Source organism: Bradyrhizobium sp. LVM 105, assembly GCF_003957705.1.
GTDB classification, from domain to species: domain Bacteria; phylum Pseudomonadota; class Alphaproteobacteria; order Rhizobiales; family Xanthobacteraceae; genus Bradyrhizobium; species Bradyrhizobium frederickii.
In genome coordinates this window covers 663,976-684,279 of record NZ_QZMV01000002.1, presented here as the reverse complement: position 1 = coordinate 684,279, position 20,304 = coordinate 663,976, and the positions used below count along the sequence as shown (strand labels likewise).

17 protein-coding genes and 1 pseudogene are annotated in these 20,304 nt (G+C 63.5%); 11 read left to right on the top strand and 7 right to left on the bottom strand.

Annotation, left to right across the window (positions count from 1 at the left end; translation table 11 throughout):
- The first annotated feature begins 16 nt into the window (after positions 1-16).
- Together D6B98_RS08440 and D6B98_RS08435 are read left to right on the top strand one after the other, a co-directional pair.
- The gene (locus tag D6B98_RS08440; RefSeq protein WP_126256538.1) at positions 17-1,084 is read left to right on the top strand and encodes an alcohol dehydrogenase; all 1,068 of its coding nucleotides are present in this window, start codon (positions 17-19) and stop codon (positions 1,082-1,084) included.
- 108 nt (positions 1,085-1,192) lie between these two features.
- On the top strand, positions 1,193-2,272 hold the full coding sequence (locus D6B98_RS08435; RefSeq protein ID WP_126256537.1) for an isocitrate/isopropylmalate dehydrogenase family protein: 1,080 nt from the start codon (positions 1,193-1,195) through the stop codon (positions 2,270-2,272).
- A 163-nt stretch (positions 2,273-2,435) separates the two neighbouring features.
- Here D6B98_RS08435 and D6B98_RS08430 read toward each other — a convergent pair whose 3' ends face one another.
- The 3 genes from D6B98_RS08430 to D6B98_RS08420 form a co-directional block, all read right to left on the bottom strand.
- Complete coding sequence (locus D6B98_RS08430) at positions 2,436-3,251, bottom strand: enoyl-CoA hydratase (RefSeq protein ID WP_126256536.1); 816 nt, start codon at positions 3,249-3,251, stop codon at positions 2,436-2,438.
- A 323-nt stretch (positions 3,252-3,574) separates the two neighbouring features.
- Positions 3,575-3,946: a helix-turn-helix domain-containing protein gene (locus D6B98_RS08425; protein WP_020608151.1), complete on the bottom strand. Its 372-nt coding sequence runs from the start codon at positions 3,944-3,946 to the stop codon at positions 3,575-3,577.
- 29 nt (positions 3,947-3,975) lie between these two features.
- The gene (locus D6B98_RS08420; protein WP_126256534.1) at positions 3,976-5,025 is read right to left on the bottom strand and encodes a LysR family transcriptional regulator; all 1,050 of its coding nucleotides are present in this window, start codon (positions 5,023-5,025) and stop codon (positions 3,976-3,978) included.
- Between the two features lie 485 nt (positions 5,026-5,510).
- Here D6B98_RS08420 and D6B98_RS08410 point away from each other — a divergent pair, with 485 nt between their 5' ends.
- The 4 genes from D6B98_RS08410 (at position 5,511) to D6B98_RS08395 (ending at position 8,926) form a co-directional block, all read left to right on the top strand.
- Complete coding sequence (locus tag D6B98_RS08410; RefSeq protein ID WP_126256533.1) at positions 5,511-5,777, top strand: hypothetical protein; 267 nt, start codon at positions 5,511-5,513, stop codon at positions 5,775-5,777.
- 205 nt (positions 5,778-5,982) lie between these two features.
- Positions 5,983-6,714 carry a cytochrome c biogenesis CcdA family protein gene (locus D6B98_RS08405; RefSeq protein WP_126256532.1) on the top strand — a complete coding sequence of 244 codons (732 nt, stop codon included), beginning with the start codon at positions 5,983-5,985 and terminating at the stop codon, positions 6,712-6,714.
- Between the two features lie 119 nt (positions 6,715-6,833).
- Positions 6,834-7,121, top strand: a complete 288-nt coding sequence (locus D6B98_RS08400) for a hypothetical protein (protein ID WP_245481293.1) — start codon at positions 6,834-6,836, stop codon at positions 7,119-7,121.
- A 260-nt stretch (positions 7,122-7,381) separates the two neighbouring features.
- Entirely contained in the window at positions 7,382-8,926 is a 1,545-nt protein-coding gene (locus D6B98_RS08395; RefSeq protein WP_126256531.1) for a peroxidase family protein, read from the top strand.
- Positions 8,927-9,043: 117 nt separating this feature from the next.
- On the opposite strand, the gene D6B98_RS08390 is transcribed toward D6B98_RS08395, so the two are convergent.
- Positions 9,044-10,501, bottom strand: coding sequence for a sensor histidine kinase (locus D6B98_RS08390; RefSeq protein WP_126256758.1), 1,458 nt, complete (start codon positions 10,499-10,501; stop codon positions 9,044-9,046).
- Between the two features lie 374 nt (positions 10,502-10,875).
- Here D6B98_RS08390 and D6B98_RS08385 point away from each other — a divergent pair, with 374 nt between their 5' ends.
- From D6B98_RS08385 to D6B98_RS08375, 3 genes are all read left to right on the top strand, one after another.
- On the top strand, positions 10,876-11,874 hold the full coding sequence (locus tag D6B98_RS08385) for a TRAP transporter substrate-binding protein (protein ID WP_126256530.1): 999 nt from the start codon (positions 10,876-10,878) through the stop codon (positions 11,872-11,874).
- A gap of 84 nt (positions 11,875-11,958) precedes the next feature.
- Entirely contained in the window at positions 11,959-12,474 is a 516-nt protein-coding gene (locus D6B98_RS08380; RefSeq protein WP_126256529.1) for a TRAP transporter small permease, read from the top strand.
- Positions 12,471-13,790, top strand: coding sequence for a TRAP transporter large permease (locus D6B98_RS08375; RefSeq protein WP_126256528.1), 1,320 nt, complete (start codon positions 12,471-12,473; stop codon positions 13,788-13,790). Before D6B98_RS08380 ends, D6B98_RS08375 begins: the two co-directional genes overlap by 4 nt.
- A gap of 66 nt (positions 13,791-13,856) precedes the next feature.
- Here D6B98_RS08375 and D6B98_RS08370 read toward each other — a convergent pair whose 3' ends face one another.
- Positions 13,857-15,131 (bottom strand): serine hydrolase domain-containing protein, encoded by a 1,275-nt coding sequence (locus D6B98_RS08370; RefSeq protein WP_126256527.1) that lies wholly within the window; start codon positions 15,129-15,131, stop codon positions 13,857-13,859.
- A gap of 162 nt (positions 15,132-15,293) precedes the next feature.
- On the opposite strand from D6B98_RS08370, the gene D6B98_RS08365 reads away from it, so the two are divergent.
- Complete coding sequence (locus tag D6B98_RS08365) at positions 15,294-16,211, top strand: intradiol ring-cleavage dioxygenase (RefSeq protein WP_126256526.1); 918 nt, start codon at positions 15,294-15,296, stop codon at positions 16,209-16,211.
- Between the two features lie 1,163 nt (positions 16,212-17,374).
- The gene (locus D6B98_RS41380; RefSeq protein WP_283810149.1) at positions 17,375-17,497 is read left to right on the top strand and encodes a hypothetical protein; all 123 of its coding nucleotides are present in this window, start codon (positions 17,375-17,377) and stop codon (positions 17,495-17,497) included.
- 54 nt (positions 17,498-17,551) lie between these two features.
- Here the strand turns inward: D6B98_RS41380 and D6B98_RS08360 are convergent.
- Both D6B98_RS08360 and D6B98_RS08355 read right to left on the bottom strand, forming a co-directional pair.
- Positions 17,552-19,272, bottom strand: a pseudogene (locus D6B98_RS08360) (bifunctional protein-serine/threonine kinase/phosphatase).
- A 66-nt stretch (positions 19,273-19,338) separates the two neighbouring features.
- Positions 19,339-20,178 carry a formate/nitrite transporter family protein gene (locus tag D6B98_RS08355; protein ID WP_126256525.1) on the bottom strand — a complete coding sequence of 280 codons (840 nt, stop codon included), beginning with the start codon at positions 20,176-20,178 and terminating at the stop codon, positions 19,339-19,341.
- Between the last annotated feature and the right edge of the window lie 126 nt (positions 20,179-20,304).

Genomic DNA, 20,304 nt, shown 5'->3' with positions numbered 1-20,304 from the left:
ATGCGGGAGGACGCCGATGAAGAGTTTCAAGGTTGCCGATTTCAAGGCGCCGCTGCAGGAGTTCGACGAGGCGACGCCGCAGCCGTCGGGCACGCAGGTGCTGATCAAGGTGAAGGCCGCCGGCGTCTGCCACAGCGATCTCCACATCTGGGAGGGCGGTTACGATCTCGGCCACGGCCGCAAGCCGCTCTCGCTGAAGGACCGCGGCATCAGCCTGCCGCTGACCATGGGCCACGAGACCGTCGGTGAAATCCTGGCGTTCGGCCCCGACGTGAAGCCGACCGACCAGGGCGAGCTGAAGATCGGCGATGTCGGGCTGGTCTATCCCTGGATCGGCTGCGGCAAGTGTGCCACCTGCCTTGCCGGTGACGAGAACATGTGCCTGACGCCGCGCTCGCTCGGCGTCTATTGCGACGGCGGCTATTCCGATCACATGCTGGTGCCGCACCCGCGCTATCTGCTCAATCTGAGAGGGCTCGACCCGGCGACGACCGCGCCCTATGCCTGCTCGGGCGTCACCACCTACAGCGCGCTGAAGAAGGTCGAGCAGCATTTCGACACGCCGATCGTGATGTTCGGCGCGGGCGGTCTCGGCCTGATGGCGCTGTCCCTGTTGAAGGCGATGGGCGGCAAGGGCGCGATCATGGTCGATATCGACGCCAGGAAGCGCGAGGCGGCGGAGAAGGCCGGCGCGCTCGCCACCGTCGACCCCAAGGCACCGGATGCGCTGGAACAGCTTGCCAGGAAGGCGGGCGGGCCGATCCGCGCCGTGATCGACCTTGTCGGCAACGCAGCGACGACGCAGCTCGGCTTCGACTGCCTGACCAAGGGTGGCAAGCTCGTCATCGTCGGTCTGTTCGGCGGCGGCGCGACCTGGGCACTGCCGCTGATTCCGATCAAGGCGATCACGATCCAGGGCAGCTATGTCGGAAACTTGCGCGAGACGCAGGAGCTGCTTGAGCTCGTGCGCACCAAGAAGGTGCCGCCGATCCCCGTGACGACGGCCCCGCTCGCCAAGGCCAATGACGCGCTGCTGCAATTGCAGCAGGGCGCGGTGGTCGGGCGCACGGTGCTGACGCCGTAATCCCTCTGTCATTCCGGGGCGGTCCGTAAGGACCGAACCCGGAATCTCGAGATCCCGGGTTCGGTCCTGCGGACCGCCCCGGGATGACGCATCCCTACAGGAACCCCCATGTCCGCAAATAACGCCTTCCACATTGCCGTGCTCGCTGGGGACGGCATCGGTCCCGAAGTCATGGCGCCCGCACTCGAGGTGCTGCGCAAGGTCGGCGAGAAATCAGGCCTCGGCTTCCGTTTCACCGAGGCACCGGCAGGGGCGACCAATTATCTCGCGACCGGCAAGTCGATGCCGGATTCGACGATCAAGCTGTGCGAGGAGGCCGATGCGATCCTGCTCGGCGCCTGCGGCCTGCCGTCGGTGCGCTACCCCGACAATACCGAGATCGCGCCGCAGATCGAGCTGCGCTTCATCTTCGATCTCTATGCCGGCGTGCGGCCCGCGCGCCTCATTCCCGGCGTGCCTAGCCCGATCGTCGGTGCCGACCAGCGCGGCATCGATCTCGTCGTGATTCGCGAATCCACGGAAGGGCTGTTCGCGTCGATGGGCAAGGGCGTCGTCACCCACGAGGACGCGCGCGAGACCATGGTGATCACGCGTCGGACCTCCGAGCGTCTGTTCGAGTTTTCGTTTCGCCTGGCCGAGCGGCGCAAGGCGCGCGGCAAGCCGGGGATGCTGACCTGCGTCGACAAGGCGAACGTGTTCAAGGCGTTTGCATTCTTCCGCGGCATCTTCGACGAGATCGAGAAAAAGCATCCTGACGTGAAGACCGACCGGCTCTATGTCGATGCCTGCTCGGCGATGCTGGTGAAGCGCCCCTGGGATTTCGACGTGATGGTGATGGAGAACATGTTCGGCGACATCGTCTCCGACATCACGGCGAGCTTGATCGGCGGCCTCGGCATGGCGCCCTCGGCTGACATCGGCGACAAGTACGCCGTGTTCCAGCCGTGCCATGGCACCGCGCCCGACATCATGGGGCAGGGCAAGGCAAATCCCACCGGCATGATCCTGTCGGCGGCGATGATGCTGGACTGGCTGGCGGACAGGCACGGCGTCGAGAGCGCCGCGGAAGCGGGCGAGACGATCGAGCGGGCGGTGGACAAGATCTATGCCGGCGGCATCAAGCCGATGGAGTTTGGCGGCAGCAACGGCACGGCCGACATCACCAAGGCGGTGCTCGCGGCGCTGTAGTCTGCGCGTTTCACCTCTCTCCGCTTGCGGGGAGAGGTCGGATTGCATCGAAGATGCAAGAGCAGACCGCCGCCACTGCGGCTCGAGTTGATCGAAAGAAAAGGGGCCCGCGGGCCCGCAGCAAGCTGCACGAGGAATTTAATCTTCCTGGACAGAGGTTCGGCTATTTGCCCTGGAACTTGGGCTTGCGCTTCTCCATGAAGGCCTGCCGGCCCTCGCGGAAATCGGCGCTGTCCATGCAGGCATGGCCGATCGCCTTGATGGCGTCCATGTCGCGCTGGCTTTCGTCCTTCAGCACCTGCGCGATCGTGATCTTCGCGGCCTTGATCGCGAGCGGGGCGTTCTCGGAGATGGCCTGCGCGATCGTCATCGTCTCACCCCACAGCTCATCGATCGGGAACAAGCGCTCGACGAGGCCGATACGCAGCGCCTCCGCGGACTCGATGCGCATGCCCGTATACATCAGCAGCCGGGCCCAGGACGGGCCGACCAGCGACACCAGGTGCTTCAAGCCGTCATAACCATAGGCGATGCCGAGCCGGGCTGCGGGAATGCCGAACTGGCTGCCGTGTGCGGCGAGGCGGATATCGGCGAGCATCGCGATCTGCATGCCGCCGCCGAGACAGAAGCCCTCGATGCAGGCGATGGTCGGCTTGGGAAAGTCGGCGAGCAGGGCGCGCTGGGCCGCGCTGCGCTTGGCGTATTCCTCGGACGCCGCCGCGTTATGGCGGGTCTTCTCGAACTGGCTGATGTCGGCGCCGGAGACGAAAGCCTGGCCGCCGGCACCGCGCAGGATCACGACGCGCACCGTCTCGTCGTCGCGCAAGGCCGTCAGCGCCCCGCCAAATCCCTCCCACATCTCCAGCGACATCGCGTTGCGCTTGTCGGGATTGTTGAAGGTGATCACGCCGACGCCGTCAGTGACGTGCTTGAGGATCTTGCCGTCGGCGTAGGATTTCTCACTGGAAGTGTCGGGCATCGCGCGCTCGCTTGTCATTGACAAGATGCAATGTGCTGCGGCGGCACCGCCGCGGTCAACGGCAACAGGCGAGGCAGCTTGCATCCGCCTGTGCCGCCATTGCATGACGGCGGTGCCGCTGCGTTCGCAAGACAGGACGAGCGACAGGGAAATCGACAACAAAAAGAGGCGGTCAGGCCGCCCCGAGAAGCGAAGGCCGCACGCGGAGAGCGCGCGGGCCAAGACGGACGCAAGGACATGCGATCCGGGTCTCGTTCAATCCGGCCGCGCCCCCTGGCGCGGCGGATTGAAGATCGGCCGTAAAGGCAGATCGTCGGTCGATCTCAGCTTTCGTTCGCTGCGATCGATTCCATCAACGAGACGAGCTGACGCTGCACCGTCTGGTCCTTGATCTTGCTGTAGGCGCGCAGCAGGCGAAGGCTGAAGGCCGAATCGAGGAAGAGCAGGCTCTCGACTTCGCGCGCCTTGTTGTCGCCGTCGTAGAAGAAGGTCACCGGTACGTCGAGCGCGGAGGCGATCTGCTGAAGCCGAGCCGCGCCCACGCGATTGACGCCCTTCTCGTACTTCTGCACTTGCTGGAAGCTGACGCCGAGCTTCTCGCCGAGCTCGGCCTGCGAGATCTTCATCTCGACGCGCCGCAGGCGGATCCGCTTGCCAAGCTCGATATCCGGCTTGCCGGCACTACGCTGCTTCATCCTCTTTGCCGCTGCTTTCATGTTCGTTCTCACCTTTGTTCTTCGGTAGAAAATCCCCCGAAGAGCTGGGTCAGGGGTTCGCCCATATACGAGTCCTTGAATTCATGCGGGTGCACGAACTCTTCCTTAAACCACGGGAAACGAGCTGGACTGAAAGCTTCGATCAGCCAGTCGATCATGTGCCGCACGCGCGGAATACGGCCGCTACCGGGATGGTAGGACAGCCAGATATCCAGCGGCCGGTTCAGCTCGACCTCCAGTGGAATCAACTTCCCCCCAAGCGCAATGGCGTAGCTGGGGAAGACGCCGATGCCGGCGCCATTCGCGACCGCCCAATAGTTGGCGCTCGAGACATTGGTCTTCATGACCAGAAGGTCCCGTTCCGAAACGCCCGGGAAGAAGCTCTCGAAAGATTCCTTGGCGGCGAGCTGATCGGCGAATTGCAGCACCAGGCGATGCTTGATCAATTCCGCGGCCGTACGCGGCGCGCCATGTTTTGCGATGTATTTCTCGGAGGCCCAGAACATCAGGTGCATGCGGCCGAGCCGCACCAGCTTGATGTCGAGGGCCGAGGGACGCGACAGATGGATGGCGACGTCTGCCTCGTGGCGCGAGACATCGGCCGAGCGCATCGCGCAATGCAGGTCGACCAGGATCTTCGGATAGGCCTGCTGGAACTCAACCAGGCGCGGGGCGAGCCAGAACGTGCCGAGCCCCTCGGTGACGGCGACCCGGACCTCGCCGGACAGCGCGTTGGCCATCGAATCGCTGGCCCGCAGCACGTCGAAGGTGGCAGCCTCCATGCGCTCGACGGCGGACACCACCAGCGCGCCTTCATCGGTCAGATGGGTGCCGTGGACGTCGCGGGTGAATAGCGTGGTGCCGGTCTGGCGTTCGAAATCGTCGATGCGCCGGCGCACGGCGTTGATCGACAACGACAGGCGTTCGGCCGCCGACCGGAAGCTTCCGCATCGGACGACTTCAAGAAATATGCGGGCCGCATCCCAATCCGAGAGGCCGCTGAGATTTGTCTTTTGGCGTTCCGTCAGAGGAACGCCCCTTTCCGCCAAGGAGTGCATACAAGTCCTTTCGGACTGCTAAACTGGCAGAATCCAGCGCAAACCACAACCACTGCGGGTTGGGGATGATGAGTTTTGAACTGTCATCCTTACTATCTAGTGGGGTGGTATTTAGATGCTGGCATGGGCTGGGAATTTGGGTGGATTTGTCGCCCGCATAAGGGGTGTGGCGTGAGTTCCGTTGCAAGCCGTGAAAGGGCTGCGGGATTGCAGGCGCAGTCCGCAATGACTGTCTTTGCGCGCAAGCCGGCGTCGTTTCCTTCAGTGGATCAATTGCAGCGCGCCAAGCGTTCGCTTCCGAACTGCCTCGCGCATCGTCAACAGCGCGACGCGGCGATGGTGGCCGGAGCCGCAGTTCCGCGACAGAAACCCACCGAAATCAGGTTCAGAGGCGCGGTGGCCTCATGCTATCCTCGGTATTCCAGGGGTGCCGAGGGGGTCGTCACAATCACGTCTCGCAGGCCGAATTAACGGAAAGAACGCCGGTGTCGCATTCAGACGAACAGTTGCAGTCGGTGCTGGAAACGCTCGAGGAGTGCCGCAAGGTTCTCAATGCGTGCAACAGCCGGGAGTCGGCCGATCTGCTGTCCATAGTCATCCTCGACGTCAGGATGAAGCTCAAAGGAATAGACAGTGCCGATCTCAAGGCATTGTGCGACGAAATGCTGCGGAGCGCTGCGAGCGCGCCGCCGCCCCCTTCCAAGCAGACGCAGGACCAGCCCCGGCGTCCGCTGCTCCGCGTGGTGAAGTAGCCGCGCCGCCGAACCTCGCTTTTTGGCGAGATTTGTGCGCGTCTCGATGCCGCACCTGTGATCGCAGACGGCATCGAGAGGAGCCCTGGTTTCGTGCGCCTCTGTTGCGCATTCTCCGGCATCGGCTACACCAGAGCCGGTTCGGCTCCGGCCGGGCGCATTTCCCGCGCGCCGTACCGGTACCTGAGATGGCTCAGACGGCATCATGCAAAATGTTTCGATCCCGGCGGCGCTGATTGCCGGCCTCGTCAGCTTCCTTTCGCCTTGCGTCCTGCCGCTGGTCCCGCCCTATCTGATCTACCTCACCGGCGCCACGATCGAGCACGTCGAGAGCGACGAGCCGCCCTCGGCCTCCAAGCGCGCAATCCTGATGTCGGCGCTGCTGTTCGTGCTGGGCTTCTCCACGGTGTTCGTCGCGCTCGGCGCCAGCGCCTCGCTGATCGGCGGGCTGATCCGGGCCTGGTCGGCGGAGCTGTCGATCCTCGCCGGCATCGTCATCATCGTCATGGGCCTTCACTTCCTCGGGCTGACGCGCATCGGCCTGTTGATGCGCGAGGGACGGCTGCCGATCCCGAAGCCGGTCGGCCTGTGGGGCGCCTATATCATGGGGCTCGCGTTCGCCTTCGGCTGGACGCCCTGTATCGGCCCGATCCTCGCCGCGATTCTGTCGATCGCTGCGGCTGAAACCACGGTGACGAAGGGCGCGGGCCTGCTCGCGGTCTATTCCGCGGGCCTCGGCATTCCCTTCCTGATCGCCGCCCTGATGATCGAGCAGTTCTCGGCGCTGTTCGCGCGCATGAAGGGCCATCTCGTCAATGTCGAGCGCGCCATGGGTGTCCTGATGGTGATCACCGGCATCGGCTTTCTCACCGGCGCGGTCTCGAATGTGAGCATCTGGCTGCTGGAGACCTTTCCAGCGCTGCAGACGATCGGCTAGCTCCCATGGGAACCGGGTTTTCACGGATGGAACCGCTGAGAACCGTCAGGCATGCTGCCTGAGAGCGGCAGGCTCCCCAAACCTTTCCGATCCCGAGGCGTTGGAGCAGGGACAGCCGCATGGTGGGAGATCACGTGACCAAGACGGTGCGCCTAGAGCCCATATCGGGCAACGTGGCCCTGGTGGCCTGGCAGTTCGTGGGACAGCCCTTGCAGGAGTGGCCGAGCTGGGTTCAGTCGAGTTGCTCGCTTCAGAAGGATGCCGAGGGAAAATTCGAGCTTCGGCACGAGCGGCGTAGCGGCACCCAGATCGTCTATCTCGGCGAGTGGCTGGTGCGAGATCTAGATGGCGGCGTCGACTTCTACACCGACACCGAGATCTGGGCGCGGTTCGCCGCGAAACGCTGAAGCGCGACGAGATCGCCGCGCATCGTGCGTCGCGCCTTAGTCTCACTTGCTCGAGCTTCGGGCGATCAAAAGCCTGTGTCGTCAGTGGGGCAAATAGCCTCGCCGGTAGGACTCACCCATGAAATGCAATCTGTGGTAATATTTCCTTGTACTGCACCCTGAGGGGCAATTTTCAAAAGCCTATACTGAAACGGGAATTTCAACCCAATCGACAACTTCGTCGCCCCTCTCCCCGCAGCATTTTAAGGTAGGAGCAAGCGATGGGAACCGAGGTCAACGTTCATCCCGGTCACGGCAAGGCCGGACGTCAGCCGACACGACAATTCCTCGATACGCTTTCCGGGCACGATGACCCGGGCATGTTTGGTCGGATGTTTCCGACCCTGGAGCCGCTGGCCGTCGACGACGGTCCGCTCCATGAACTCGCCGATGCGATGAAGGACCCCAACCCGGGCGATCCCGCGGGAAACAATGCCAACGTACCGGCCGGCTTCACCTATCTCGGCCAATTCGTCGACCACGACATCACGCTCGACCTGACCTCCTTTGGCGAGAAGGAAGCCGATCCGACGGCGGTCACGAATTTTCGCACGCCCGCCCTCGACCTCGACAGCGTCTACGGTCTCGGGCCGGACGGAAGCCGCCATTTGTACGCGCGCAATTCGGCTAGCGACACCGGCAAGACTCCGGGTCCCAAGCTCCTGATCGGCAAGACCGTCAACGTCGATGACATCACCGGGGACCATCGCAACGACCTACCGCGCAATCCCGAGGGGTTTGCCCTCATCGGCGATCATCGTAACGACGAGAATTTGCTGGTCGCGCAAACCCATCTTGCGATGCTGAAGTTTCACAACAAGGTCTGCGACCAGCTCGCGGCGTCGGGCAAGCCGCAGGGCGAGATCTTCGAGGAAGCGCGCCGGATCGTGACCTGGCACTATCAGTGGATGGTTCTGCACGATTTCGTGGAGCGGATCACCGAAAAGGGGATCGTCGCGAAGATTCTCGAGCAGGGGCGGCGCTTCTACCGCTTCAAGAAGACACCCTACATGCCCGTCGAGTTTTCCGCGGCGGTCTACCGTCTCGGCCACAGCATGGTTCGCCAGGTCTATAGCCACAACCGGATCTTCACGCCGGGCGGCCTCGCTCCAGCGACGCTCGACCTGCTGTTCAGGTTTACCGGGCTCTCGGGCGGAATCATCGGCGATCTCGCGCCTAATCCGATCCAGCCACCGCTCCCGCTTCCGGTGCTCTCAAGCAACTGGATCATCGACTGGCGGCGCTTCTACCAGATCCTGCCGAACAATCCTCCGGGCGTGGGGTTCAATCCGTCGCGCAAGATCGATCCGTTCGTCGTGCCGCAGCTCCACACCTTGCCGGGCGATGGCGGCAGCCTGCCGTTCCGCAACCTCAAGCGCGGCGTGCTGTTGGGATTGCCGTCCGGACAGGACGTCGCCAAGGCCATGAAGATCAAAAATCCTCTGACCCCGGCCGAGATCTCCAAGGGGACCGACGGTGCCGTGGCGAAGAAGCATGGTTTGCACGAGCACACCCCGCTCTGGTACTACATCCTCAAGGAAGCGGAGCAGCGGGGCGGCGGCGAAAGGCTCGGACCGGTCGGGGCGACGCTGCTTGCCGAGGTCTTTGTCGGCCTCGTCCATGGCGATCACCAATCGTACCTCTGGCTCAAGGCCAAGAGCTGGAAGCCGACGCTTCCATCGCAAGTGCCGGGCGAGTTCACGATGGCCGACCTGCTGCGCTTCGTCGGTGATATCAGCCCGATCGACGGCATCTCGACCGTGTAGAACGTGATCCGGAACGCGTGAAGCGATTTCTCCGGAATGCCCGAACGATGAGCTCAAGCGCGATGACGATTTGTTTCAGTCTCATCGCGCTTGGGACGTTCGGCGATGTCCTTTCGTTCACCGTGCCTCGTCCAGCGTGCAGACCACCGTGCAGACCACGCCGCGCGGCAGGAAGTCGACGGTTGCTTCGCCGTCGAGCTGGTCGCGGGCGCTGCGCTCGATCAGGCGCGAGCCGAAGCCGCGCCGCACCGGCGCCGTCACCGGCGGTCCGCCGATCTCGGTCCAGATCAGCCGGAGCCGCGGCTTCGGCGCATCGGTGACGACCTCCCAGTCCAGCGTCACCCGCCCGGTTTCGTTGGACAGCGCTCCATACTTCGCGGCGTTGGTGGCGATCTCGTGCACGATCATCGACAGCACCACGGCAAGCCGCGGCGACAACGGCACGGCGGGACCGGCCATGCGGATGCGGTCGGGGCTGCTCAGCAGGAACGGCTGAAGCGCGCGGGCGATCACGTCGCGGAGCTCGGAGCCCGCCCATTTCTCCTGGCTCAGCAGGTTGTGCGCTTCGGCCAGCGCGCCGAGCCGGCCCTCGAACTTGATCCGCTCGTCCCGGCTGGCGCTGCGGAAGGTCTGCACCGCGATCGCCTGCATCAAGGCCAGCGTGTTCTTGACGCGATGGTTGAGCTCGTCGATCAACAGATCGTGCAGCATCTCGCCGCGTGCGATCGTGGTCGCCATCCTGACGGCGAAGGTCAGGCCGGTCAGCAGCAGGATGCCGCCGATCAGGCTGGTGATCGCGATGTTGCGCCAGAGCGGCGCGATCAGCGAGCTCTCGGCGACGCCTGCCACGACGGTCCAGCCGGTCAGGGGCGACTTGGTAAAGGCAGAGGATAGCGCCACCCCGTCGAGCGAGACGGTCGAAAGGGCGGCCTCCGAGGTGCGGGACATCGCATCGTAGAGCGCCCCGGAAGCCTGCTTGCCGACCGTCTCGCTCGGGTTCGGTGCGCGCGCGAAGACGATGCCCTTGGTGTCGAGCAGGGATACGGTCCAGAGCTGGTCGGGCCGTTGCTTTTCCACCAGCTCCTGGAAGATGCCGATCGGCGGGCTGAAGCAGAGGTCGTAGATCACCTCGCCGTCGCGGAACACCGGAACCTCGACGGTGAGCACCTGCCGCCCGTTGATCGCGCTGATGAACAGGTCGGAATATTGGGGCGACCTGTTTGTAAACACTCTCTCGATCGTCTCGAGATGGCTGCGCGGCGGCAGGCTTGCGGTGTCCTCCGTCGCGGAGGAAAACAACAGCCGGCCCTTGCGGTCGGAGATCAGCACCAGACCGCCCTTGCCATATTGCTCGACGAAACCGAGCGCGATGCGGCGGAAGGTCTGGAAATCGTCGTGGCGCAGGGAATTGGTCAACGCGAGCACCTGCAGGCCGCCGGTCATGCGCTGAACCTCGGAGTCCAGGACGAGGCGCATGCTGCGCACGTTCGCCACCACCCGGCGCGTCGCGTCGCTGCGGTCCTGCTTGTAATTATAAACGGCAATACCGACCGCAAAGACGATCAGCGGCAACATCGTTCCCGTGACCAGAAGAGCGAGCCGGACCGGCAGGGTAAGCTTTGACAAGCGCGGGCGTCCCGGTTCCAGCGCAGCGGCGCCGGATTATGATTTTGGGAGGACCATACGGGCGCGACTTGCGCGGCGCCACGATTTTCACATCCGGCGGCATTGATCTGATCGGCCATATGCACCAGGCCGCGTGCCCGCAGAGGCGCGAGTTGCAGTGCAGCAGGTCGTGGCGGGGAGCCCTGCGACGAAGGAGTACCCCCAGCGCAGGCGAAATGACTTCCGTCCCGCCGAGGTTTTTCATACGCTTCCTCTCGCAAGCCGCATACCGGCTGCACTCACGGCCCGGCGACAGGGTCGGAGCATCAAAGGGAGGGGAGACGATGAGGCGAAGGTCATTTCTCGCGGGTATCGGCGCGACCACTGCGGCGGCTACGATTGGCTTGCCGTCGATCCTCAGGGCGCAAACGCCGATCACGCTGAACGGCGCCGTGCAGTTCAACGACGACCACGCCTTCAACCGGGCTCTGCTCCGGTTCGAGGAGCTGGTGAAGAAGTATTACGGCAAGCCCGTCAATTTCACCCTGCACAGGAACTCTTCCCTCGGCCTCGAGAAGCAGTATTTCGAGTACATGTCGCAGGGCAAGGCGGTGGATTACGGCATCGTTTCGCCGGCGCACATGTCGACCTTCGCCAAGGCGGCCCCGTTCATCGACGCGCCCTTCGTGTTCAAGGGCATCGAGCACATGAACAAGGTGGTCGAAGCCAATATCCTGGCGCCGGTCGCCGACGAGGTCGCGGCGAAAGCCGAGGTCGTTCTCATCGGTTACGCTGGCGGCGGCATCCGCAACATCTTCGCCAACAAGCCGCTCAAGAACCTTGCCGACCTCAAGGGGCTCAAGGTCCGCGTGCAGGGTGCACCGATCTGGTCGAAGACCTTCGCGGCGGTCGGCATGAGCCCGACGGTGATCGCCTATAACGAGATCTACAACGCGATCCAGAACGGTGTGATCTCGGCCGGCGAAAACGAGGCGGCCGGCGTCGAGGCCATGAAGTTCTACGAAGTGGCCCCGCATCTCAACCTCACCCAGCACGCGGTGTCGATCCGGCCGATCTGCTTCTCGGTAAAGACGCTGAAGACCTTGCCGAAGGATCTGCAGGACGCGATCATGAAGGCCGGCAAGGAGGCCGGCGATTACGGCCGTCAGCTCGAGTCGAGCGAGGAGGTCGTCAAGCTCGACACGCTCGAGAAGGCCGGCAAGCTCAAGCGCGTCCCCTTCGAGGAGCGGGACGCCATGAAGAAACTCGCCGACCCCGTGATGGCCACCTACGCCAAGGAAATCGGCGCGGAAGGCATTTTCGAGAAGATCAACGCCGTCTGAGGTCTTTGCGTCCGCCGACAGCAGCCCCGGGCAGGCCCCGCTTCCTGCCCGGATGTGGCGGATGTTCTGCCGCTGGGAGTCCCAATGCCTGAAATGCCCGTCCCGTCCACACCGTCGCTGTGGCGCCGCGTCACGGCGGCCTATGCCAAATTGCTGGAATTCCTGCTGGCCGCCTGCGTCGGCATCCTCGTTATTCCGGTCACGCTGCAAATCATCTCACGCTACACGCCGTTCATTCCGTCCTACATCTGGACCGAGGAAATGGCGCGCTTCATGTTCATCTGGACGATCATGATCGGTGCGATGGTCGGCGTGCGCGAAGCGCAGCATTTCGAGGTTGACGTGTGGCCCGACCTGTCGCGGCGGTCGGAAGCCGCAGTGCGGATACTGGCGCGTCTCGGCATATTGGCGCTGGCGCTGGTGTTCGTAACGGCGGGCCTCGAGTTCACCCGCTTTGCCTGGAACAGAACGTCGGAGCTAGCGGATCTGCCGCTTTGGCTGATTCACGTGGCCTGGCCTGTTGCCGGCGTAACGTGGATCGTCTTCGCGGGCGAACAGATCATCGATGAAATGCGTGTTGTGGTCGGGGCAAGGCAATGAGCGGCAATGTACTCTCCGCCGGACAGGCCGCGATGGTGCTGTTCGGGGTCTTCGTCGGCCTGCTCATCGTGCGCGTGCCGGTCGCTTTCGCGCTCGGCCTTGCCTGCGTGCCGATCCTGCTGATCGAGCCGCATCTATCCTTGATGACGCTCGCGCAGGAAACCTTCAATGCCTACAATTCATTCATCCTGCTGGCGGTGCCGTTCTTCCTGCTGACGGCGAACCTGATGAGCATCGGTGGCATCACCGACCGCCTGGTGACGTTGTCGCGCTCGATGGTCGGGCACTGGCCGGGATCGCTGGCACAGATCAACGTCGTGCTGTCGGTGTTCTTTGCCGGTATATCGGGCTCCTCGACGGCCGATGCGGCGAGCCAGTCCAAGATATTCATCGATGCGCAGAACAAGGAGGGCTACGACCTTTCGTTCTCCATCGCCATCACCGCGGTCTCGGCGGTGCTTGCAGTCATCATTCCGCCGTCGATCCTCATGATCGTGTGGGGTGGGCTGATCTCGACCTCGATTGCGGCGATGTATCTGGCCGGCATCGTTCCGGGCCTGCTGATCGCTGGCGCGCAGATGGTGACGGTGCACATCTATGCCGTGCGCCGGGGCTACCCCACCTATCCGAAATCGACCTGGGTCGAGATGGGATCCGCTGTCTGGCGGTCGATACCGGCGCTGATGACGCCGTTCATCGTCGTCGGAGGTATTCTGCTCGGCTGGTTCACCGCGACCGAGTCGGCCTGCGTCGCCGTGCTCTATTCCGTGGTGCTCTCGGCGTTCTTTTACCGTGAGACGGGGATCCGCGAGTTGTACAGGGCCTTGCTCGACACCGGGAGGCTTGCCGGCGTGGCGCTGTTTTGTGTCGGCACCGCGAGTGCGTTCGGCTGGCTGCTCGCCTATTACAAGATCCCGCAGGAGCTGCTGGCCAACGTCTCGACATGGGGCATGGGCGCCGTTGCAGCCGGCTTCTTCATTTCCTTCTGCTTCCTGGTGGTGGGCTGCTTCCTCGACGCCATCCCGGCCATCATCATCGTCGGCACAGTGCTGGAGCCGCTCGCCAAGTCGGTCGATCTCCATCCGGTCCAGTTCGCGATCATTTCCATCGTGTCGCTGGCCTTCGGACTGGTGACGCCACCCTATGGCCTGTGTCTGATGATCGCCTGTTCGATCGCGGGCGTACGGCTGCGCTATGCGCTGAAGGACACAGTGATCATGCTGATCCCGATGCTGCTGGTGCTCGCGGCCGTCATCGTCTGGCCGAGCGTGTCGCTGTTCCTGCCGCGTCTGATCGTGCCGGAGATGCTCAAATGAGCCTCGGCAAATGAGCTTCCGAGAGTGCGATCCCGCGGACGACGGCCGCGGGACCTGGGCCATTGGCTACAGATTGCTCTCGGTGATGGCGGCGTAGACCATGCTGCGCAGCTCGCGCCGGATCGGATAGGCGCTCGACGGCAGCACCTGCGTCATGAAGATCGCAATCAGCTCCTCGGCCGGATCGATCCAGAACGAGGTGGTGGCGGCGCCGCCCCAATTGTATTCGCCGGGGCTGCCGGCGATCAGCGTCTCGGCCGGGCGCATCGTCACGGCAAAGCCGAGGCCAAAGCCGATGCCATTATAGGTCGCTTCGGAGAACAGCGAGCGGGATACCTCCGGCAGCGCATGGCCGCCCGGAATGTGGTTGGTCGTCATCAACGCCAGCGTCTTCGGTCCGATCAGCCTGACACCGCCGAGCTCGCCGCCGTTGAGCAGGGCGCGGCAGAAGGTGAGATAGTCGGCAACCGTCGAGCACAGCCCGCCGCCGCCGGAGATGAAGGAGGGCGGGGTGAGGAACGAGCTCGTCGCCGGATCGTCCTGGAGCGTCAGGCCCTCGCGCCGCTGGCCGGCGTGGAAGGTCATGCCGCCGCCGGGATCGGCGGAATAGCAGGCGGCAAACCGATGCGCCTTGGAGGCCGGCACATGGAAATCGGTGTCGGTCATGCCAAGCGGGTCGAGGATGCGTGATTTAAGGAACTGCTCGAAAGGCACCCCGGAGATCTTGCCGATGAGATAGCCGAGCACGTCGGTCGAGACCGAATAGTTCCAGGATTCACCGGGGGAGAATTCCAGCGGGATCTTGGCAAGGCCCTCGATCATGGTCTGCAGCGTGCCCGACTTCTCGACCTCGCCGATCTTTTCAGTGCGGTAGGCGGCATCGACATTCGAGCGCTGCTGGAAGCCGTAGGTCAGGCCGGAGGTGTGGCGCAGAAGGTCGACGATCAGCATCGGCCGGGACGGCGGCCGGGTCAGGAAGGCCGGGTAGGTGCCGGCAACGAAGACGCCGAGATCCTTCCATTCCGGAATGTACTTGGCGACGGGCTCGTCGATCGCGACGAGGCCTTGCTCGACCAGCATCATGAAGGCGACGCTGGTGAGCGGCTTGGTCATGGAATAGATGCGGTAGATGGTGTCATCCTTCACCGGCAGCTTGCGCTCGACATCGGCAAGGCCCTGGACCGAGCTGTGCGCGACCTTGCCGCGGCGGTAGACCAGAAGATGCGTGCCCGGGAAGCGGCCGGCATCGATGTACCGGCTCTTCAGATGCGCATCGATGCGGTCGAGCGCGGCCTTGGACATGCCGACGGATTCGGGCGAGGCGGGGGTGGGCGCGAGCATCAGTTTCCTCCGGGCGATTTTGTCGCTCCGTTGATAGCGAAATGACGGCTGCATTCCAAGCCGCTCGCGCTTAACGCACGGGTGCCAGCTGGTGTAGGCTGTCCCTGGAACGCCGCCAAGGAGCCCCCGGGGGCGAACGAGAAGAACACAGGGCAAGCCATCATGACCCAGTTCAACGAGACCGATCTTACCGAAGCCGTCGTCAAGAGCTTCGACAGCACCCCCAATCCCCGCGCGAAATTCCTGCTCCAGGAATTGGTGAAGTCGCTGCACGATTACGTGAGCAAGACCGGCCTGACTTTCGAGGAATGGGACTACGCCATCGATTTCCTGACCCGCACCGGGCAGAAATGCACCGACACGCGCCAGGAATTCATTCTCCTGTCTGACGTGCTCGGCGTGTCCATGCTGGTCGACGCGGTCAACCATCGCGACCGCGAGGGCGCGACACAGACCACCGTGCTCGGCCCGTTCTATGTCGGCGAGCACAAGGTGACCGCGCACGGCACCGACATCTCGCCGCACAACCAGACCGGCGAGAAGATGTTCGTGCAAAGCCGCGTTACGGATCTGAAGGGCAAGCCGCTCGCCAACGTCCCCGTCGACGTCTGGCATGCCGATGATGACGGCTTCTACGATTCACAGAAACCGAACTATGACGAAGTCGGCGCCTCGGCGCGGGCGCGCTTCATCACCGACAATGACGGCCGTTTCTTCTTCCGCACCATCCTGCCTTGCAGCTATCCGATTCCGACCGACGGCCCGGTCGGCGAGATGATCGTGCAGACGGGCCGCCATCCGATGCGCCCCGCGCATGTGCACTTCCTGGTCGATGCCAAGGGCTTTGAGCCGCTGATCACCCACGTCTTCATCGGCGGCGACAAATATCTGGATTCCGACGTGGTGTTCGGCGTGAAGGACGATCTCATCGCCAAAGTCGAGCCGCGCAACGACCCTGAAATGCCGGACGGCACGAAGGCGAGCGGGACGTGGCACCTGATGACTTACGAATTCCACCTCAAGCCCGGCGGCGGCATGGCGCCGAAGCCGCTGGGGGTGAGGGCCGAGGAGCCGGCGTGACGGCCAGCTGGAAAGCGCGGCAGCCTTGGCGCGGAGGACGGCCGCTGTGCTCTTGAAAGCGGTGCAATCACGGAGCTCGATCAATCTCCTGCCAGCGACCACACTTGGTAGGCTGATCCCGATTCACCAGCCCGAGTCTAACTGAGCCCAAGTCAACTTAAGTATGGCCACTTGATACCTGCGTGCGATGGCGCCGACCAAGTGCTTGGTGCTACCGATATATCCAGAGTGAAAAGCAACGGAACCGGCCCTGCGAGCCGGCATTTGCGGGACAAGGCCGGCGGCGTAGTGCCCGCCGGCCCTTCTTCCGATCCAGCGGCGCTTTGCCGCTCAACCAATGCTACCGCCCTGGTTGGTGCAGAGGGTACGCCATGAGAAACATCGCCGATCTTCTGATGCGGTTCTGGCAGCCGGCCCCCGCGTCCCAGACTCAGGTTGCGACTGCGGTTGCAAACCGAGATCGATCCAGTATGGCAGATTTTGTTCGGATCCTGCAGACCTACGATCAAGCCCAGTCGGGCAGGAATTAGGGGCGACCGCGTCGGTCCGTGATAACCGCCGTTCAGGGGCATTCGCGTCGACGCGACCGCATCGCTCGACAGGGCCCGTCAGGGAGAAATCTTGAAGGCTCGGATCTAGGCTGCGCAACGCACAATGCGTTGCACTATCATCGATCGCGATTGGGAACCCATTCCTCCGCGGTAACGTCCCAATGATGTGTGTCGTCGAAGTGCTTCCAGGGTGGCCGCCTTCGCTTGGTTTCATCGTCCTGTCGGTTTGCATTCGACGTGCGGAGTCTGACGACCAGCGTTCCAGCCATCATCACCCATTCGCGAGTGCTATATCGGGAGTTCCATTTGATTGCCGCGAACATTGGATGCCTCCTTCAAATAAGAAGCTTTCGCCACATTAGCCCGGCCAAGAACACAGGAATGTAAACCACTTCACAGTCAGTCGGCATCTTCGACATGGCCGCGGGCGATCTCACTGAGCGATGGCCACACTATGTTCGCACGATATTGCGGCGTCCGGCTCGGGTCACGCTGCCGCGCGATCAAAACACACGCGACGAAACGTAGCATTGTACTTGTACGCGAAGACGCGTCCTTTTGACAGAGTGCATGTCAGCGCTGGTGAGCTGTGCGCTCGATAGAGGTCAGGGCATGCTTGAGCTTTGGAACAGCTGGTACGATACGCTGGTCTCGGTGGAGGCGCTTGCCACGGTCATCGTCATTGTCCTAGTGGCTGCGGGCGCCATTACGCTGGCGGAGAGCCGGCGGCGATAAACGCGTCCGACAAAAGATTGATTTGGGAGACCCTGACCCTTCCGCCCTTAGGTCCTATCGCGCGTGCAGCAGCGCCAGCAGCACGACGACAGCGCAGGCAAGCGCGGCCGAGGTCAGCTTCCAGAACATCAGCGGGCTGCGCTCCAACAGCGGCGTGATCCGCGTGTCGAGATAGGCCGGATTGGGCGTGCGAAGCTCGAACACGAACTCGGAAAGATCCTCGTGCCGTTTGTAGGGATCGGGATGCAGAGCGCGCCGTCGACCCAGGCAGGCACGTTGCGGTCATCGTCGGCCGGGCGGTATTTGAGCCGCCGCACGTCCGCCTTGCGGCGGATCCTGGCGATCTGGGCGCCGTAGGGCAGCTTTCCCGTCAGCATCTGGTAGCAGATCACGGCCAGCGAAAACATGTCGGAGCGCGGCGAGCCGCCTTGCCCGAGAAAATACTCCGGCGCCGTGTACTGCATCGTTCCCAGGATTTCGTCGGCCTCGTCCGGCGGCGCGGCCTCGGCGACGCCGGCGACCCTGACCGATCCGAAGTCGATGATCTTTGCGGTGCCGGTCTTGTCGATCAGGATGTTGTCGGGCCTGAGGTCCTGGTGAAGCATCTCCATGCGGTGGAAGGCGCGCAGGCCCGCGGCGATCTGCTCAATGATGTCGCGCACGGTTTCGAGATCGGGGCGCGGATTGTCGGTCATCCACTGCTTCAATGTCTGCCCCTCGACGAATTCCGTCGCGACGTAGAGATAGCTGCGACGACGCGATTGCGACAGCGGCTTCAGCACATGCGGGCTGTCGATCCGGCGCGCGATCCATTCCTCCATCAGAAAGCGCTTGAGATAGGCGGCGTTGTCGCGCAGATCGACCGAGGGCAGCTTGAGCGCGACCGGCTGCTCGGTCTCGGTATCGACCGCAAGGTAGATATGGCTGCGGCTGCTGCCGTGGATCTCGCGGACGATCCGGTAGCCGTCGAAGACCGCCCGCGGCTCCGGCAGCGCGGGAAGCGGCAATTCCGCGGTCTGATTGAAGATGCCGGCCGGCTCGCGTTGCGGCACCGCATCGATGCGAATGATCTGGACGGTGATGTTGTCGTCGCTGCCGCGCCGGTAGGCTTCCTCGACGATCGCCCTGGCCGCTCCGTCGAGCTCGGCGGCATGCTCGCTCAGCGCGCTCGTGACGAAACGCGCGTCGACGAATTCGTAGGCGCCGTCGGTTGCCAGCAGGAAGGTGTCGCCGGCCTCGACCTCGAACGCCTGGTAGTCGATCTCGAGCTGCGGATTGATGCCGAGCGCACGGCCGAGATAGGTCTGCTCGGACGAGACGATGATGCGGTGATCGTCGGTCAGCTGCTCCAGCGCCTTGCCGGCGACGCGGTAGATGCGGCAATCGCCGACATGGAAGATGTGCGCGGTGGTCGCCTTGACGACCATCGCGCTGAGCGTGCAGACATAGCCCTTGTCGCGGTCATAGGCGTATTGGCTCTTGCGCGTCTGCGCGTGCAGCCAGGAATTGGTGGCATTCAGCACGCGGCGGGCGGACGTCTTCACCGTCCAGGATTCCGACGTGCAATAATAGTCCATCAGGAAGCTCTTGACCGCCGACTCGCTGGCGATCTGGCTCACGCTGCTGCTCGAGATGCCGTCGGCGAGGACCGCGGCGATGCCCTTCAGGCTGAGCAGCGGCTCCTGCGGAATCAGGACGCCGTGAAAATCCTGGTTGACGGGCTTGCGGCCCTTGTCGGAGTGCTGGCCGACCGAAATCAGGAGTCCGCGGGTCATCGTCGTCACCAGGAGAGGGGAGCCTCACCCTGATCGGGCGAGGCTTCCCTGTCGAGATGGATCTGATCAGGCCGCAACGCGGGGCTTCGCAGCCTTGGCGGCCTGGCGCTTCGGCAGGGTCATGACGTGCGTGGCATAGAGGGTCATGCCGGTGAAGGCGAGGCCGCCGACGAGGTTGCCGAGCACGGTCGGGATCTCGTTCCAGATCAGATAGTCCATGATCGAGAACTTTGCGCCGAGCAGCAGCCCGGACGGGAACAGGAACATGTTCACGACGGAATGCTCGAACACCATGTAGAAGAACACCAGGATCGGCATCCACATCGCGATGACCTTGCCGGGCACCGAGGTCGAGATCATGGCGCCGACGACGCCGGTCGAGACCATCCAGTTGCAGAGCATGCCGCGCAAGAACAGCGTCGCCATGCCTGCCGCGCCGTGCGCCGCATAGCCGAGCGTCCGGCCCTCGCCGATGTTGCCGATCGCCGCGCCGACCTTGTCGGGGCCCTGGGTGAAGCCGAACGTCGTCACGAAGGCCATCATGAAGGCCACGGTGAAGGCGCCGGCGAAGTTGCCGACGAAGACGAGACCCCAATTGCGCAGCACGCCGCCAAGCGTCACGCCCGGGCGCTTGTCGATCAGGGCGAGTGGCGAGAGCACGAACACGCCGGTCAGAAGGTCGAAGCCCAGCAGATAAAGCATGACGAAACCGACCGGAAACAGCAGCGCACCGACCAGCGGCTGCCCGGTGTTGACGTTGATCGTGACGGCGAACCACGCCGCCAGTGCCAGGATGGCGCCGGCCATGTAGGCCCGGATGATGGTATCCCGGGTGGACATGAAGATCTTGGACTCGCCGGCATCCACCATCTTGGTGACGAATTCCGAAGGCGCGAGATACGACATCAATGGTTCCTTTGCTTCGTAAGTGAGATCGACACGCCCTCTGCGAGAGCGCGGCTGAACGTCCTGGGTCGTGCGGGCGGCCGGCCGCGCACGAGGGCTATGGAAAGTTTGGAAGCCTTGGGAATC

Excerpts from the sequence above, each read along its gene's own strand:
- D6B98_RS08400 (WP_245481293.1), top strand. The coding sequence starts at position 6,834 with ATGGTGGGAGATCACGTGACCAAGACGGTGCGCCTAGAGCCCATATCG.
- D6B98_RS08395 (WP_126256531.1), top strand. The coding sequence starts at position 7,382 with ATGGGAACCGAGGTCAACGTTCATCCCGGTCACGGCAAGGCCGGACGT.
- D6B98_RS08365 (WP_126256526.1), top strand. The coding sequence starts at position 15,294 with ATGACCCAGTTCAACGAGACCGATCTTACCGAAGCCGTCGTCAAGAGC.
- D6B98_RS08370 (WP_126256527.1), bottom strand. The coding sequence starts at position 15,131 with ATGCTCGCGCCCACCCCCGCCTCGCCCGAATCCGTCGGCATGTCCAAG.
- D6B98_RS08420 (WP_126256534.1), bottom strand. The coding sequence starts at position 5,025 with ATGCACTCCTTGGCGGAAAGGGGCGTTCCTCTGACGGAACGCCAAAAG.
- D6B98_RS08440 (WP_126256538.1), top strand. The coding sequence starts at position 17 with ATGAAGAGTTTCAAGGTTGCCGATTTCAAGGCGCCGCTGCAGGAGTTC.
- D6B98_RS08380 (WP_126256529.1), top strand. The coding sequence starts at position 11,959 with ATGCCTGAAATGCCCGTCCCGTCCACACCGTCGCTGTGGCGCCGCGTC.
- D6B98_RS08375 (WP_126256528.1), top strand. The coding sequence starts at position 12,471 with ATGAGCGGCAATGTACTCTCCGCCGGACAGGCCGCGATGGTGCTGTTC.
- D6B98_RS08405 (WP_126256532.1), top strand. The coding sequence starts at position 5,983 with ATGCAAAATGTTTCGATCCCGGCGGCGCTGATTGCCGGCCTCGTCAGC.
- D6B98_RS08435 (WP_126256537.1), top strand. The coding sequence starts at position 1,193 with ATGTCCGCAAATAACGCCTTCCACATTGCCGTGCTCGCTGGGGACGGC.
- D6B98_RS08425 (WP_020608151.1), bottom strand. The coding sequence starts at position 3,946 with ATGAAGCAGCGTAGTGCCGGCAAGCCGGATATCGAGCTTGGCAAGCGG.
- D6B98_RS08355 (WP_126256525.1), bottom strand. The coding sequence starts at position 20,178 with ATGTCGTATCTCGCGCCTTCGGAATTCGTCACCAAGATGGTGGATGCC.
- D6B98_RS08390 (WP_126256758.1), bottom strand. The coding sequence starts at position 10,501 with ATGTTGCCGCTGATCGTCTTTGCGGTCGGTATTGCCGTTTATAATTAC.
- D6B98_RS08430 (WP_126256536.1), bottom strand. The coding sequence starts at position 3,251 with ATGCCCGACACTTCCAGTGAGAAATCCTACGCCGACGGCAAGATCCTC.
- D6B98_RS08385 (WP_126256530.1), top strand. The coding sequence starts at position 10,876 with ATGAGGCGAAGGTCATTTCTCGCGGGTATCGGCGCGACCACTGCGGCG.
- D6B98_RS41380 (WP_283810149.1), top strand. The coding sequence starts at position 17,375 with ATGCTTGAGCTTTGGAACAGCTGGTACGATACGCTGGTCTCGGTGGAG.